General features: G+C 72.6%; 9 protein-coding genes. 5 read left to right on the plus strand and 4 right to left on the minus strand.

The genetic code is table 11. The features are described 5' to 3' along the window. Positions 1-17 precede the first annotated feature (17 nt). Complete coding sequence (locus tag F6W97_RS09095) at positions 18-4,955, plus strand: carbohydrate-binding protein (protein WP_196279034.1); 4,938 nt, start codon at positions 18-20, stop codon at positions 4,953-4,955. A gap of 57 nt (positions 4,956-5,012) precedes the next feature. On the opposite strand, the gene thpR is transcribed toward F6W97_RS09095, so the two are convergent. Beyond that, entirely contained in the window at positions 5,013-5,600 is a 588-nt protein-coding gene (thpR, locus tag F6W97_RS09100) for an RNA 2',3'-cyclic phosphodiesterase (RefSeq protein ID WP_196279035.1), read from the minus strand. A gap of 254 nt (positions 5,601-5,854) precedes the next feature. Here thpR and F6W97_RS09105 point away from each other — a divergent pair, with 254 nt between their 5' ends. Together F6W97_RS09105 and F6W97_RS09110 are read left to right on the plus strand one after the other, a co-directional pair. Next, positions 5,855-7,900 carry a carboxypeptidase-like regulatory domain-containing protein gene (locus tag F6W97_RS09105; protein WP_155369769.1) on the plus strand — a complete coding sequence of 682 codons (2,046 nt, stop codon included), beginning with the start codon at positions 5,855-5,857 and terminating at the stop codon, positions 7,898-7,900. Between the two features lie 222 nt (positions 7,901-8,122). Then, positions 8,123-10,162: a carboxypeptidase regulatory-like domain-containing protein gene (locus F6W97_RS09110; protein ID WP_155369770.1), complete on the plus strand. Its 2,040-nt coding sequence runs from the start codon at positions 8,123-8,125 to the stop codon at positions 10,160-10,162. 51 nt (positions 10,163-10,213) lie between these two features. Here F6W97_RS09110 and F6W97_RS09115 read toward each other — a convergent pair whose 3' ends face one another. Together F6W97_RS09115 and F6W97_RS09120 are read right to left on the minus strand one after the other, a co-directional pair. Continuing rightward, positions 10,214-10,513, minus strand: a complete 300-nt coding sequence (locus tag F6W97_RS09115; RefSeq protein ID WP_155369771.1) for a DUF2795 domain-containing protein — start codon at positions 10,511-10,513, stop codon at positions 10,214-10,216. A 99-nt stretch (positions 10,514-10,612) separates the two neighbouring features. Further along, complete coding sequence (locus tag F6W97_RS09120; RefSeq protein WP_155369772.1) at positions 10,613-11,869, minus strand: MFS transporter; 1,257 nt, start codon at positions 11,867-11,869, stop codon at positions 10,613-10,615. Between the two features lie 129 nt (positions 11,870-11,998). Between F6W97_RS09120 and F6W97_RS40520 the strand changes: the two genes are divergently transcribed. After that, complete coding sequence (locus F6W97_RS40520) at positions 11,999-12,499, plus strand: hypothetical protein (protein WP_230686518.1); 501 nt, start codon at positions 11,999-12,001, stop codon at positions 12,497-12,499. Positions 12,500-12,580: 81 nt separating this feature from the next. Continuing rightward, positions 12,581-13,618, plus strand: a complete 1,038-nt coding sequence (locus tag F6W97_RS09130) for a LacI family DNA-binding transcriptional regulator (protein ID WP_155369773.1) — start codon at positions 12,581-12,583, stop codon at positions 13,616-13,618. A 23-nt stretch (positions 13,619-13,641) separates the two neighbouring features. On the opposite strand, the gene F6W97_RS09135 is transcribed toward F6W97_RS09130, so the two are convergent. After that, the gene (locus F6W97_RS09135) at positions 13,642-14,547 is read right to left on the minus strand and encodes an MEDS domain-containing protein (RefSeq protein ID WP_155369774.1); all 906 of its coding nucleotides are present in this window, start codon (positions 14,545-14,547) and stop codon (positions 13,642-13,644) included. Between the last annotated feature and the right edge of the window lie 244 nt (positions 14,548-14,791).

The raw sequence follows: 14,791 nt of genomic DNA on the forward strand, positions 1-14,791 counted from the left end.
CGCGCCTACTCGGGCCGGTGCTCGCGCTCGCGCTCGTCACCGGCACGGGTGCCGGGATCGTCGCGGCGGTCGCCGCGGACGGCTCGCCGGCGTCGGCGTCGGACAGCGCGCCGACTCTCGACCTGCGCGAAGGCCAGAGCCTCGAAGGCACCGTGAAGGTCACCGCGGGGCCGACCGTGGAGGGCGACTCGGTCGCCGCGTTGACGGTCGACGGCGTGACGGTCCGCGCGGACAAGACCGCCGGCACCGCGCGCCTGAGCTTCGACATGGGCGGCAACGGCACCGAGGCCCGCTACCACAACTACATCGTGGTCAACGGGCACACCGCGGACGCCGACCGGATCTTCCTTCCGGACGTCGCCGGCGGAACGCGCGGCACGCTGGACTTCCCGGGCTCGTGGCTGCAGACCGGCACCAACACGATCACCGTCAAGGCAGGGGCGAACTGGGTCGACACCACGAACGCGACCGCGGTCGGGGTGGAGCAGCTGCCGTACGGGGAGGGCATGCGCTGCCCGAACTTCGACGACTTCGCGCTGAGCAGCATCGGCCTGGGCCTGCTCGGGGTGGTGGCCGACGGCGAGCAGAACGCGTTCAGCTACAGCTTCGGTGACGGCACCTGCGGCAGCTCGAAGCGCCTGCTGAGCCAGCCGCTGACATTCGTCGTCTCCGGTGAGCCGGGCAGCACCGCCGGGCTCAGCGCCGACCTGGACACGACGAAGCTGTCCAACGGCTCGCACACGGTCGTCGCGACGGCGGAGTCGGGCGCGCGGACCAGTGTCACCGTCGAGGTCAACAACGCCCCGGCGGGGGCGGCGAAGGTGACGCCGGCCGATGGCGCGCTGTCGCGCGGCACGCAGCTGGTCATCGCGGCGCAGCCGTTCGGCAGCGGCGACGCGGTCGAGTCGCTGGCGATCGACGGCGTCCCGGCCGCGAACGCGGAGACGCTGGCCGCGGGCACCGCCACGTTCGGCCTGACCGTCGAGGCAGGCAACTCCGCCGAGGCGAAGTACCACAACTTCCTGCTGGTCAACGGCAACCGCGTCGACCTCGGCGGCGACTTCGGCGCGCTGGGCGCGGAGGACGTCAGCCTGCGGTTCCCGACCCGGTTCCTGCGTAATGGCGACAACGTCGTCCAGGTCCGCACAGGTGACTACAACGGCACGGCGAGCGGCGCGACCTGCGCCAACCACGACGACTTCAAGGTCACCCGGGCTTCGGCGAAGCTCGCGCTGAGCGTGGCGGGCACGGTGACGTCCGGTACGACGTACCTGGTGACGACGACGGGGACGACGGAGACGAAGGCCGAGACGACGGCCGTTTCGCTGGCGCTGGGCGACGGCACGTGCGGGCCCGGCAAGGACGCCGAGTTCCACTTCGACATCGCGGGTGCGCCGACCGTGCGCACCGTCGGCACCCTGGGCAGCGGCGGCGACGCGCACCTGCGCATGTTCGTCGGCGGCAACGGCACCGACAACGGGTACGACAACAAGGTCCTGATCAACGGCATCCCGCTGGACCTCGGGGTGTGGGAGAAGGAGACCGCGGACGTCGCGTTCCCGAACGAGTGGCTGGTGCCCGGCGTCAACGTGCTGGAGTTCGTCGCGGGCAGCGACCACGGCAGCGCGAAGCCGGGCGGCTGCGACAACTTCGACGACTTCACGCTGCGCGACTTCGAGCTGCTCCCGGCGGGTGCGAAGGCGACGCAGCTGACCCGGCAGCTCGCGCAGACCACGGTGACCATCGGGTCGGCGAGCTACCCGGCGGGCGCGCCGGTGACCGTGCACATGGGTGACGGCACCTGCGGCAGCAGCTTCAACAGCGCGCTGGTCAAGGCGATGCTGTTCGACGTCACCGCCGCGGACGGCGCGGCGCTGCCGGTGCTCGGCACGCGGGCCGACGTCGACACCGCGAAACTGGCGGACGGGCGGCACACCATCACGGCCGTCGTCGGTGGGAGGACCTCGACGCGGCGGTTCACCGTCGACAACACGGCGCCGGAACTCGACGGGAGCGTGCCCGCCGAGGGCCAGAAGCTGGTCGCGACGGTGGCGCTCAACGTCAAGGTCAAGGACGCCTCGGGCGTGGCCGGCACGCCGACGATGACGCTGGACGGCAAGACGGTCGCGCAGGGCGACCAGATCGGCCACGGCCTGCCCGCCGGCCCGCACACGATCGCGGTCACGGCGACCGACGTGCTCGGCAACACCGGCACCCGGCAGATCCGCTTCACCAGCGCGAGCATCCCGGACGTCCCGGCCGAGCTGACCGCGACCGTGTCCGACCCCAATGCGCCGTCGGCCAGGCTGTCTGCCCGGATCCCCGGCGAGCAGGGTGTGCCGCTGACGGCCACCTTCACCAAGGCCGACGTGGTGCTGCCGACCGCGGGCTACCAGGGCGAGGCGGTCGCCGTGCCGAGCACGCTCGACGTCGCGCACGACACGGCCGTCAAGGTGGACTCGCTGCGTCCGCTCGACGGCCTGACGGTAGACACGCCGTCCGGCCGTGACGTGGTGTTCCAGCGGTACGACCTGACGATCGGGGAGACCGCCGCGCCGCCGACGCTGCGCTGGGAGGGCGCCATCGACCCGAAGCGGCTGGTGGCGTTGCGGGTGTGGGACCCGGCCGCGGCGAAGTGGACGGTGCTCACCAGCTCCCGCGGGCAGGCCGCCCGCAGCACGGTGCTGACCGCGCCGCTGGCCGCCGGCTACCGGGACGGCACGACCGTGCACGTGCTGGTCACCGGTGAGGATCCGTTCGCCGACGACCTGTCGCCGCGCGACGCGTCCGCGGCAGCCGACAAGAACCACTTCGAGGACGCAGGCACGTACGACTTCGCGATCTCGCACTTCACCGACACGCAGTACCTGACCGAGGGGGCGGCGGGCGGCACGTACGACGACTGGGACGGCAAGGCCGAGCCGTGGGACGTGATGGCCGCGGAGGAGCAGGCCATCTGGCAGGCGGCCTACCGTGCGGAGACGCAGTGGATCGCGGACAACGCGGCCAGCCGCAAGATCGCGTACTCCGCGCACACCGGCGACATCATCGAGAACGACTACTACGACCCGCTCGCGAGGAACCCCGACGGCACGCTGCTGCGGCCAGGCCTGCATGAGCAGGTCGAGAAGGAGCTGGCGGTCTCGTCGGGGTACCAGAAGATCCTCGACGACAGCGGTGTGGTGAACCAGGTCATCGCGGGCAACCACGACGACCAGCTCGGTGCCGAGACCGGGCCGGACTCCCGGTTCAGTAAGACGTTCAGCGCCGACCGGTACTACGGCGTGGCGAAGTCGTGGCCCGCCGGTGCGTCGTACCACGCGTGGGACGAGGTCGCCGACGCCGACGGCACGGTGACCCCGGGCCGGGACAACCAGAACAACTACGTGCTGTTCAGCGCGGGCGGTCTGGACTTCGTCGCGGTCGGCCTGTCCTACGGCGTCACCCCGGCCGAGGCCCGGTGGGCTGACTCGATCTTCAAGCGGTACAAGGACCGCAACGGGATCCTGCTCTCCCACGACTACCTCAAGCCGTCGGCGAACCCCGACGGCCGCGGGGCGGCGTTCTCCGACCCGGACGGCTCCGCTCTCTACAAGGGCGTCGTCGAGAACAACCCGAACGTGTTCCTGATCCTCGCCGGCCACGAGCACGGCGTCGGCATCAACCTGAAGTCGAAGGTCGGCGTGACGGTGTCGCACGACGTCGTCGAGCTGCTGGCGGACTACCAGTTCTACACGGTGCCCGCGAGCGACCTGTGGCCCGACAGGGTCGACGCGAACGGGAACATCGACGTCGACGGCGACGGCACGATCGACCACAAGGCCGCCGACCGGCTGCAGTTCGGCGCCAGCTTCCTGCGGCTGATGCAGTTCGACGTCAAGAACGCCGAGATGCATATCGACACGTACTCGCCGTTCCTGGACACCTTCGGGGCGACCGAGTTCGACATCCGCGCCGACGGCAGCCAGACCAGGCCGCGCTACAACGGCGCGGAGGACAACCTGACCCTGCCCGTCGACCTGACCAGCCGCAAGACGTCGTTCTCCACCGACTCGCTGGCGGTCTACGTGCCGGCCGGCGTCATCGGCTCCGACGAGGTGGCGGCGAACGGCACCGCGGCGGTGACCTGGCCGGGGCTCAAGCCGGTGACGTCGTACGCCTGGATCGTCTCGGCGCGCAGCGCCGACGACGGCACGGCCGTGGCGCAGCCGGCGGTGTTCCGCACCGGCAAGGGCAAACCCGCGGTCACGGTTACCTCGGCGGCGGTGGACTGGGGCACGGCGGCGAAGGTCACCGTCAAGGTCGCCGCAGGCGGGCTGCCCGTGGCGGGCACCGTGGAGCTGCGCGAGGGTGACAAGGTCCGCGGCTCGGTCACCACGACCGACGGGTCCGCGACGTTCGCGCTGCCGGTGGGCCTCGCGGCGGGCAGCCATCCGCTGACCGCGTCCTACGCCGGCAGTGACCAGCTCGACCCCGCCCAGGGCAGCGGCACGGTGACGGTGAACCTGCCGGCCGCCTGGGTCGCGTCGAAGGCGTACAAGGAAGGCGACAAGGTCGGCTACCAGGGCAAGGTCTTCAAGGCCTCCTGGTACGCGCAGAACCAGAAGCCGGGCGACCCGAACGGTCCGTGGCAGGAACTCGCCATGACCGAGGACGGCGTGACGGTCTGGACAGCGTCGCGGATCTTCACCGGCGGCGACGTCGTGGTCCACCAGGACAAGAGGTTCCGCGCCCGCTGGTACACCCGCAATCAGGCCCCGGGCGACCCGAACGGTCCCTGGGAGGAGCTGGCCCCGCCGTCACCCGACGGCAGCCCGGCCGCCTGGACGCCCACGACGGTGTACCACGCCGGCGACCGGGTGTCGTACCAGAGCCACGTCTACGAGGCGAAGTGGTACACCCGCAACCAGGCGCCCGCCACCGGCTCCGGCAACCCCTGGCAGCTGATCAGGTAGTGGACGGCGCGCGTCGGCCCGGGACCGCTACGGTCCCGGGCCGACGTGTGCCCGTGGTCATTCGGGCAGGGGTGCGGAGAACACCTCGGTGTAGCGGTTGCTCACCGGATGGTCGCTGCGCATGAGCACGAGGGCGGGCGCGGCCCAGACCGGTCCGGCGTACGCGCCGAGCTGGTCCATGATCTCGCGCAGCTCGTCGGGGCCGAGCCGGTCGCCGGGCCGGGCCAGGGTCAGGTGCGGCTGGTAGGGGCGCGGGTCGAAGGGGATGCGCGCGGCGGTCAGCGCGGCGCGCAGCCGGTCGGCGAGTTCGTGCAGGCCGTCGAGGTCGCCGTGCAGTCCGGCCCAGACCGCGGCCGCCCGCCCGTTGTCGAAGCGCCCACCGCCGGACAGCCGCAGGCGCGGGGCGCGCCCGGTAGCGGCCGCCGCGTCGCTCATCGCCGCGGTCGTCGCGCCGACCTGCGCCGGGTCGAGCTCGCCCAGGAAAGCCACGGTGACGTGCCACTGCTCCGGCGGCACCGGCCGCAGCGACAGGCCCTCGGGGTGCGGCCGGGTGAAGGCGAGCCGCGACACCAGCCCGGCCAGGTCGGTGATCGCCGGTGCGGGCGGGTAGACCGCGACGAAGAGGCGCTGCGTGGGAGGTCGCACGGCAGACCACGCTATCGAGCCGGCGCGGTGCCCGCCTGCCGGGTGCCGTCGCGGTGCGCAGGGATACGCCGTGCCGGGGAGACGTCAGCGGCAGCTCTCAGGTGCGCTGATGCCCGATCGGACGGGTTCCGGTGACGTTCGGGGGACCTGCGAGGACCTGATCGTTCGTGGACAATCACTGCGCCGCAGTTGATCACGGGGCGGCTCCACCATTGCGAAACGCGGCGACGCTTCGCGTACCCCTCGAGGACGTCATGTTGAGAACATCTGCGAGGCGACTGGGCGTGCTCGCCCTCGCGCTCGCCATCGGCACCCTGGGCCTGGCCGCACCGGCGCAGGCCGCCGGCACCGGAAGCATCGTCGGACGGCTCACCGACGGCGGGCAGCCCGCCGCCGGGGTGCGGGTCTCGGCCACGGCGCTGGAAAGCCCCGCCTGGGGAAACGCCACCACCGACGACACCGGCCACTACTCGCTGCCGGACCTGCCGACGGGGATCTACCGGGTCACCTTCGAGGCGCCCGGCCGGCAGACGCAGTACGCGTCCGGGACGGTGGCCGCCAACGACGCGTCGACGTTCCTCGTGCGTGCGGGCGGTCAGCTGACCATCGACGACGAGCTGCTGCCCCTGGGCACGATCACCGGCACGCTCCGGGACGGCGCGGGCGGCGCGGTGGCCGGGGTGACGGTGTCGGCCGGGCCCGTGGGCAGCGGTGACGGCGTCTCGGCGCAGACCGGCCAGGACGGCCGCTACACGCTGCAGGTGTCCGCGGGCGTCTACACGGTCGCCTTCCAGGTGGCCGCGGACCGCACCCAGTACGCCGCCGGCGCGGTCGACCAGCAGTCCGCGACCCGGTACACGGTGGCGGGCGGGCAGGCCGTGACCGTGGACGAGACGGTGCTGGCTACCGGCGCCATCGCGGGCCGCTTCACCGACCGCGCCGGCGCGGGCCTGGCCGGCGTGGACGTGACGGCGTCGAGCATGACCGGGGACCGCTGGCACTTCGCGGTCACCGACGCGGCCGGCGAGTACCGGTTCGACGACCTTCTCCCGGCCGACTACCGGGTCGAGTTCGTCGACTGGAACCGCGGCGGCGTCTTCCAGTACGCCCACGGAAAGGTCGAGCGCCTCGACGCCGCCCCGGTGACCGTCACCGGTGGCGCGACCACGCGGGTCGACGAGACGCAGCTGCCGACCGGCTCGGTGCGTTTCACGGTGACCGACTCGGTGACGGGCGGGCCGCTGCCGGAGTTCTCCGCGTATCTGGGCAACCTGTCGGCCGAGGGCGCCGGCGGCACGGCCACGGCGGCCGGTGTTCCGGTCGGCCGTCAGCGCTACTCGATCTACGCGAGTGGCTACCAGACCCTGAACTCGGGCCGGGTCTCGGTCACCGAGAACGGGACCGCAGAGGTCGCCGTGGTGCTGGAGCGCACCGCGAAGATCGCCGCGACGGTCGTCGACGCCGTGACCGGCGCGCCGGTCGAGAACTTCTGCGTGGAGGCGATCGTGCCGACCGAGCTGGGGATCGGCATGGGCTGCACGCCGAGTGACAGCGAGGGCAAGGTGCTCATCGACACGCTGCGTCCCGGCGCCTACCAGCTGTTCGCCTACGGCCAGCGGCACGCGGACGTCGCCTCGCCGTACGGCGCGCAGTGGGTCACCACCGACGGCGGCACCGGCACCCAGCCGCTGGCCGCGGTCGTCACCGCGGTGGCGGGGCAGACCGTGACCGGGCCGACCATCAAGCTGGACCGCAGGGGCACCGTCACCGGCACCGTCCGGTCGGCCGCCGGCACCCCCCTCAAGAACGCCTACGTCGGCTTCGGCAACGTCGACTACCAGATGGGCGGCGGGGCCATGTCGTACGCCGTGGCCTCCGACGGCGCGTACAGCGTGGACTTCCTCGGGCCGTACCTGTGGCCGCTGCACTTCTACGCCGACGGACACGCCCCGCAGTGGAGCGGCAACTCGGGCGGCCGCTCGGGCGCGACCAAGGTCAAGGTGCGGGCGGGCAAGAGCGTCGCCTACGACATCCAGCTGCTCAAGGGCACCAAGGTCACGGTGAACGCGCCGGACAGCGGCTGGTTCGCGGCCTACCACGCGGCGACCGGTGAGACCAGCGGCATGTGCAACGGCAGGTGGGTGATGACCTGCGACATGCTGGTGCTCGGGGGGCAGAAGGTGCGCTTCAAGATCTGGGGCGAGCGCGAGCACTTCTGGTTCGGCGGAGCCGACTTCGCCACCGCCACCTCGGTGAGCATCCCCGCGACGGGCACCCTGACGGTGAACGTCACCCGATGACGGTCTGCCGGGGCGGGTCCGCCCGCCCCGGCTCCGCCGCCACCGGTGATTCCTCCATCGGTCCGTGCTGCGGGATCAGCTGTTGGGGTAGGTGTCGCCGCCGTTCGGGGGGCCTGCACGATAGCTGTCCGTCGTGGACAATCACGTGCGCCGCAGTTGATTCACGGGGCGGCTCCATCTTTGCGAAACGCGGCGACGCTTCGCGTACCCCTCGAGGACGTCATGTTGAGAACATCTGCGAGGCGACTGGGCGTGCTCGCCCTCGCGCTCGCCATCGGCACCCTGGGCCTGGCTGCGCCTGCCCAGGCCGCTGCTCCCGGCACGATCGTCGGGCAGCTCACGGACGGCGGTCAGCCCGTCCACGGCGCGTCGGTCCAGGCCACGGCCGTGGACGGTGAGGGCTGGGGCTACACCACCACCGACGAGACCGGCCACTACCAGCTCGCGGACCTGCCCGCCGGGGCCTACCGCGTCTACTTCGACGTGTCGGGCCGGCCGGGCCAGTACGCCTACGGGACGGTCGACTACTACGCGGCGGCGAGCATCACGGTGCCCGCCGGCGGTCAGGTGACCGTCGACGACGCGCTGCTGCCGACCGGCACCATCACCGGCACGTTCCGGGACCGGTCGGGCAACCCCGTGCCGTCGCTGTACGTGCGGGCCGACTCGCCCGACGGCGACAGCGTCAGCGCGTACACCGATCAGGACGGCCGCTACACGCTGCGGGTGCTGCCGGGCTCCTACCGGGTGCTGTTCGAGGTCTCCTCGGGCGCCTACCAGTACGCACCGGGGAAGATCGGGCACGAGACCGCCTCCGTCTACCCGGTGGCGGTGGGCCAGACCGTGACGGTGGACGACACGCTGCTGCCCTCCGGCTCCGTCGCGGGGCGTTTCGTCGACCGGGCCGGGGCGGGCATCGCCGACGTGCAGGTGTCGGTGCAGAGCGACGCCGGGCCGTACTACTCCGCGATGACGGACGCGGCCGGCGACTACCGCATCGACGGTGTGTTCGAAAGCGACGACTACCGGGTGTCCTTCTACAGCTGGGAGCGCAACTTCGAGCAGCACGCCTACGGCAAGCTCGACCGCGCCGACGCGACGGCGTTCACCGTGACCGCGGACGCGGTCACCCGGGTCGACGACACCCTGCTGCCGACCGGCACGGTGCACCTCACCGTGACCGACGCGGTAACCGGCGCGCCGATCCCGGCGTTCTGGGGAGAGGTCGGCATGATCCACGCGGACGGCGTCGACGGCTCGCTCACGCTGGAGGGTGTCACCGCCGGCGCGCAGCGGTACTACGTCAGCGCCGAAGGCTATCTCGGCGCGGCCCGGACCGGGGTCGTGGTTGCCGAAGGCGTCACCACGGAGATCGCCGTGGCGCTCAGCCCGGTCGCGAAGGTCACCACGACGGTGGTCGACGCGAAGACCGGCGCGCCCGTCGAGGGCTTCTGCGTGCAGCCGATCGTGCCCACGGGTCTCGCCATCGGCACGGGCTGCGCGGAGAGCGACAGCGCCGGCAAGGTCGTCATCGACTGGCTGGCCGCCGGGACCTACCAGCTGTTCGCCTACAAGCTGCCGAACAGTCAGAACCCCACGCCCTACGGCGCGCAGTGGGTCACCGCCGACGGTGGCACCGGCACCCAGACGCTGGCCGCGGTCATCACGGCCGTGCCGGGGCAGACCGTCGCCGCGCCGACCGTCAAGCTGGACCGCCGCGGCACCGTCACCGGCAAGATCCGGGCAGCTGACGGCACGCCCGCCAAGAAGGCGTACGTCGGCTTCGGCAACTTCCACTACCACAGCGGCGACGGGGGCATCAACTTCCCGGCGGCGGCCGACGGCGCCTACTCCGTCGACTTCCTCGGTCCGTACCTGTGGCCGCTGCACTTCTACGCCCAGGACCACGCGCCGCAGTGGAGCGGGAACTCGGGCGGCCGGTCCGGCGCGACCAAGGTCAAGGTGCGGGCGGGCAAAACGGTCGTGTACGACATCCAGTTGCTGAAGGGCACCAAGGTCACGGTCAACGCCCCGGACAGCGGCGCGTTCGTGGCGTACCACGCGGCGACCGGCGAGACCAGCGGCAGCTGCAGCGGCTGGCCCGCGATGAGCTGCGACATGCTGGTGCTCGGCCCGCAGAAGGTGCGCTTCAAGATCTGGGGCAACGAGGAGGACTTCTGGTACGGCGGAGCCGACTTCGCCACCGCCACCTCGGTGAACATCCCCGCGACGGGCACCCTGACGGTGAACGTCACCCGATGACGGTCTGCCGGGGCGGGTCCGCCCGCCCCGGCTCCGCCGCCGCGCGACCGGTCAGCTGAGCTCGGTGTTCGGGACCTCGCGCAGGTACGAGGCGACCTTCTTGTTGTGCGAGCGTGCCTGGGCGGCCTTCTGCGTGACCGTGGTCCCCTCCTCGACCGACGGGTCGAGCCGGACCGAGCTGCGCACCTCGGACATGTTCCGGTAGACCTCGGGCGGCAGCGTCCGGGCGAGCTTCAGCACGTCACCGTCACTGGTGTATTCGATGACGTGTGAGAAGATTGCGTGCTTATCCGCCGGAAAGTCTATGTCGCGCAGTGCTTGCTGCATCTGCAGCCAGGTTTGGTTCTCCATGCTTCGACTCTGATCCGTCGCTGTGCCGCACACGGCCTGTTCCCGGAAAATCCTTCGCCGCAGCGGCTTCCGTGCCGTCCGGGCAGGGCCGCTGCCGCGTCAGCTCGTGGCGGCGGCCACCGGCACGGCCCGCCGCCGGGCCGTGCCCGCCAGCCGGAGGGCGGCCGCGACGAGGGCCAGCGCCACCGTCGCCGCGCCCGAGGCCAGCAGCGTGCTGCCCGGTCCGAGCCAGGCGACCAGCGGCCCGCCGAACGCGGCCCCGATCGGGGCGGCCGCCACGGTGATGGAACCCCGGGCGGCCAGCACCGCGGGCAGGTCGGTTGGACCGGCCGCGGACTGGAACAGCGTGATGTTGAACGCCGGGAACGGGCCGTAGATGAGGCCGCCGGCGGCCAGCCCGACCATGGTGATCCAGGTCGAGGTGGTGAACCCGAACGGCAGCAGCGCAGCCCCCCAGCCCGCGATGACCACGATGGTGAACGGCCACGGCGTCACCCGCCGCAGCGAGCCCGCGAGCAGGCCGCCGAGCAGCGCGCCGACGCCGAAGACGGCCCAGTAGACACCGAGGAAGCCGGCCGAGCGGCCGAGCGTGTCGACGATGAACAGCGGCAGCGCCACCTCGACCGGGCCGTACAGGAAGAAGAAGACCGCGGTGAGCGCGAGCAGGCCGAGCAGCTCGGGTCGCCGGGCCAGCAGGCGGAAGCCGCTGGTGGTGCCGGTCGGCTCGGGCTCGGCCGGGGCGGCGGCGGCCGGGATGCGGCGCAGTTGCGCGGCCAGCACGAGGTAGGTCAGCGCGTCGACGGCCAGCGCTATGCCGGGGCCGGTGGCGGCGACCAGCAGCCCGGCCAGCGGCGGCCCGGTGATGATGGCCGTGGTCTGGCTGGTGCCGAGCAGCGTGTTCGCGGGCAGCCGGTGCTCGGCCGGCACGAGTCGGCTGACCAGCGTGTAGGTGCCGGCCGACCCCCACGCGACCAGCAGCGACGAGACGGCCAGCAGGGCGACGTAGCCGGCGGGGGAGAGCAGCCCGAGCAGGTGCAGCACGGCGGCTGCGCCCAGGCCGCCGGCCCGCAGCAGCGCGTTCGCGGTGACCAGTAGACGCGCGTCGACCCGGCGCAGCCACGGGGCCAGCGCCAGCGCGCCGAGCGCGGCGGGCAGCGTGTACGCGGCGACGGCCGCGCCGACGACGAGGGCCGCCCGCTCCGGTGCGGCGATGCGGATGGCCAGCAGCGAGATGGTGACCACGCTCAGCCCGTCGCCGAGGTAGGACACGGTCTCGCCGGACAGCAGGCGGCGGAACCCCGGCACCTGCAGCACGTCCCGGTAGGCGGCCGGGACCAGGCGATTCGTCACACGCATCGGCACAGCCTGCCAGTTCAACCAGGCTTGAGGTCAAGGGTGTCCGGCGGGTCGGGCGACTGTGCCGGAACCGTGCGGGGCTGTGGCGACTCGTCCTGGTGACCGCCGCCCCGCACCCGGGAGACTCCGATGACCGTTTCGCTGAGGCAATCTGCAGCCGTCCTGGCCGCTTGCGCCATGCTCGCCGCCGGTTGCACGGGACAGGATCAGCCGTCCGCCACGCCGAGCCCGTCGCCGGCGGCCCCCTCCCTCGCGCCGGGGTGCGCCGCCACCAAGGTGGAGAACGGGCCGCTGCCGGACTGGGCGCGCGCCGGGTTCAGCGGCGACGCGCGGGCTGTGTACGTGCTCGGCGTGCAGGGTGAGATCGCCGCGGTGCTGTTCGGGCACCCGCTGACCCATGACCGCAAGGACGGTGCGAGCAACAAGATCCTGTGGGTGTCCCGGGAGGCGTCCGAGCCGGGCACGCTGACGATCAAGGCGCGGCGGGAGGGTACGGGCGAGCCGGTGCTCCGCGAGGTCTCTCGGGGACCGGGGCCGTCGATCATCGACCTGCCGGGGCCGGGCTGCTGGCGGTTGTACCTGAGCTGGCCCGGCCACACCGACACGATGGACCTGGTCTACGCCGGGTGAGCCGGGCTGCTTTCGCCCACAGTGGACGATGGCGTACGCGAACCCTACCGCCGCCCGGGAACAGCGGGTTATGGTGCATCAATGACGGACGGGAGCGCTTCCACGCCGCACCCGGGACCTGCCGGGCCGGCCACGCTGGCCGAGGTGGCCCGCGCGGCCGGGGTCTCCATCGCGACCGCCTCGCGCGTGCTCAACAACTCGAGCCAGGTCAGCGCCGAGGCGTACCGGCGGGTCTGCGACGCGGCGAGCCGGCTCGGCTACCGGCGGCACCGGGCGGCCTGGGGGCGCTCGTCGGCCGGGGCCCGTGCCGTGGCTGCGGTCGTGCACGCCGGGCACCGGCTGGTCTTCACCGAGCCGTTCTTCGCCCGCTTCCTGGGCGCGGTGGAGACCGAGCTGGCGCGCTACGATCTGCCGCTGCTGGTGACGAACGTGTCCGGCTCGCTGGCCGAGAACGTCGGGCGCTACCTGCGGGCCGGCAACCTGGCCGGCGTGATCATCGTGTCGGATCACGGCCCGCTGCCGCTGTCCGGCTCGCTGGCCGCGCTCGGGCTGCCGATGACCGTGGTCGGCCGGCCGCTGCACCCCTACCAGCTGCCCTATGTGGACGCCGACAACCGCGGCGGGGCCCGCGCGGCTGTGGAACACCTGCTGAGCAAGGGGTACCGGTCGATCGGGCACATCGCAGCCCCGCCGGACACCGGGCCGGGGGCCGACCGCCTGGCCGGCTACCGCGACGCGATCCATGCCTCCGGGCTGACCGACCTGCCCGTCGCGTACGGCGACTGGAGCCAGGCGTCCGCGGCCCACGCCATGCAGCGGCTGCTCGGCCAGCGCCCGCAGCTAGACGCGGTGTTCGCCGCGTCCGATGTGATGGCGGCGGGCGCGGTGCGCTACCTGCGCCAGGCCGGCCGGCGCATCCCCGACGACGTGGCCGTGGTCGGGTTCGACGACCACGCCCTGGCCGTGCAGGTGCGCCCGGCGCTGACCACGGTGCGCCAGCCCGTCGAGCTGATGGGCGCGACCGCCGTGCAGGGCCTGCTCGCGGCCGCCAACGGTGAGCTGCCCGGGGAGAGCGCCACCGTGCTGCCCACCGAACTCATCGTGCGCGACTCCGCCTGACCTGGGCCGAGGGCCGGCCGGGCTCAGTCGTGGACGGCCATGTGCAGGCGGATGGTGGTCGCGCCGGGGCGGGCGTGCACGCGTACCAGATCGCAGTGCAGGTTGGCGGTCAGCAGGCCGCCGCCGCCGGCCAGCGGGTGGGTGAGCTGGCCGGAGTCGCGCAGCTGGCACACCACCAGGTCGCGTTCGGGCCAGACGCTCACCGCGCCGGGACCGTCGGTGTGCGCGAGGGTGCCGCCGGCCAGTTCGGACACGACGTCGGCGAGCAGGTCGCGCCGCTCCGGCTTCAGCCCGGCGGTGGTCGCGTGGCCGGTCACGAAGGAGCGCACCCCGGCCAGGTCGTGCACCGCGTCGTAGCGCATCGTCGCCGCGTAGGGCGGGGGAGCGGGCAGCGGCGGGTGGAACGCGACGGCGGTCTGCCGCGGGTCGCCGTACGCGGGGCTCGGTCGGCGCTCGCCGCGCAGCAGCAGCTCGGGGTGGGTGCGGTGGGCGTCCGACACCATGTGCGGGTCCAGGTTCGCCGCGTCGCACGGGCACAGCAGCGCCACGTCGCGGCCCGCGAACGCGAGGTTGACCAGCGCCTCGTGCGCGACACAGGCCGGATACTCCAGCGCGCTGCGGCCCGGCCACAGCGGCTCGGCGACGATCGCGGTGCGGCGGCCGCCGAACTCGTCGGCGAAGGCCAGCAGCACCCCGGGCAGGATGGCGCCGGGGTTGCGGCCGGCGACGGTCAGATCGGTGAAGCGCACCCGCTCGGCGTACGAGCCGAGGCAGTCGCGCAGGATCTCCAGCTTCGCGCTGGGCACGGCGACCAGCACCGGCTGCCCGGCGCCGAGGGCGGTGTGGACGAAGGCAAGGGTGCCGCTGACGTACTCGGCGACCCCGCGATAGGGGAAGCCGACGTGTTCGCGTGGTGCAGGTTCGGACATGCGTCACGCGGCCGGGAGCGGTGGTGCGGTGGACGCGCCTTCGCGGGGCACGAGCCATGAGGCCACCTGTTGCCATGCCATAGCGGGGGCGTTACCCCGCGCCGACAGCGGTTAAACACCGTTCGCGGAAAAGATTCGCCAAGCCCTCGCGGGACGGCATGAGCACCGTGCAACGGCGGACCGCCGGCGTCGTGAGAACGACGCCGGCGGCCGTGCCGCTGCCGGCGGGGCCCAAGTTTCCGCC

The organism is Catellatospora vulcania (genome assembly GCF_009720385.1).
In the GTDB taxonomy this organism is placed as follows: Bacteria; Actinomycetota; Actinomycetes; order Mycobacteriales; family Micromonosporaceae; genus Catellatospora; species Catellatospora vulcania.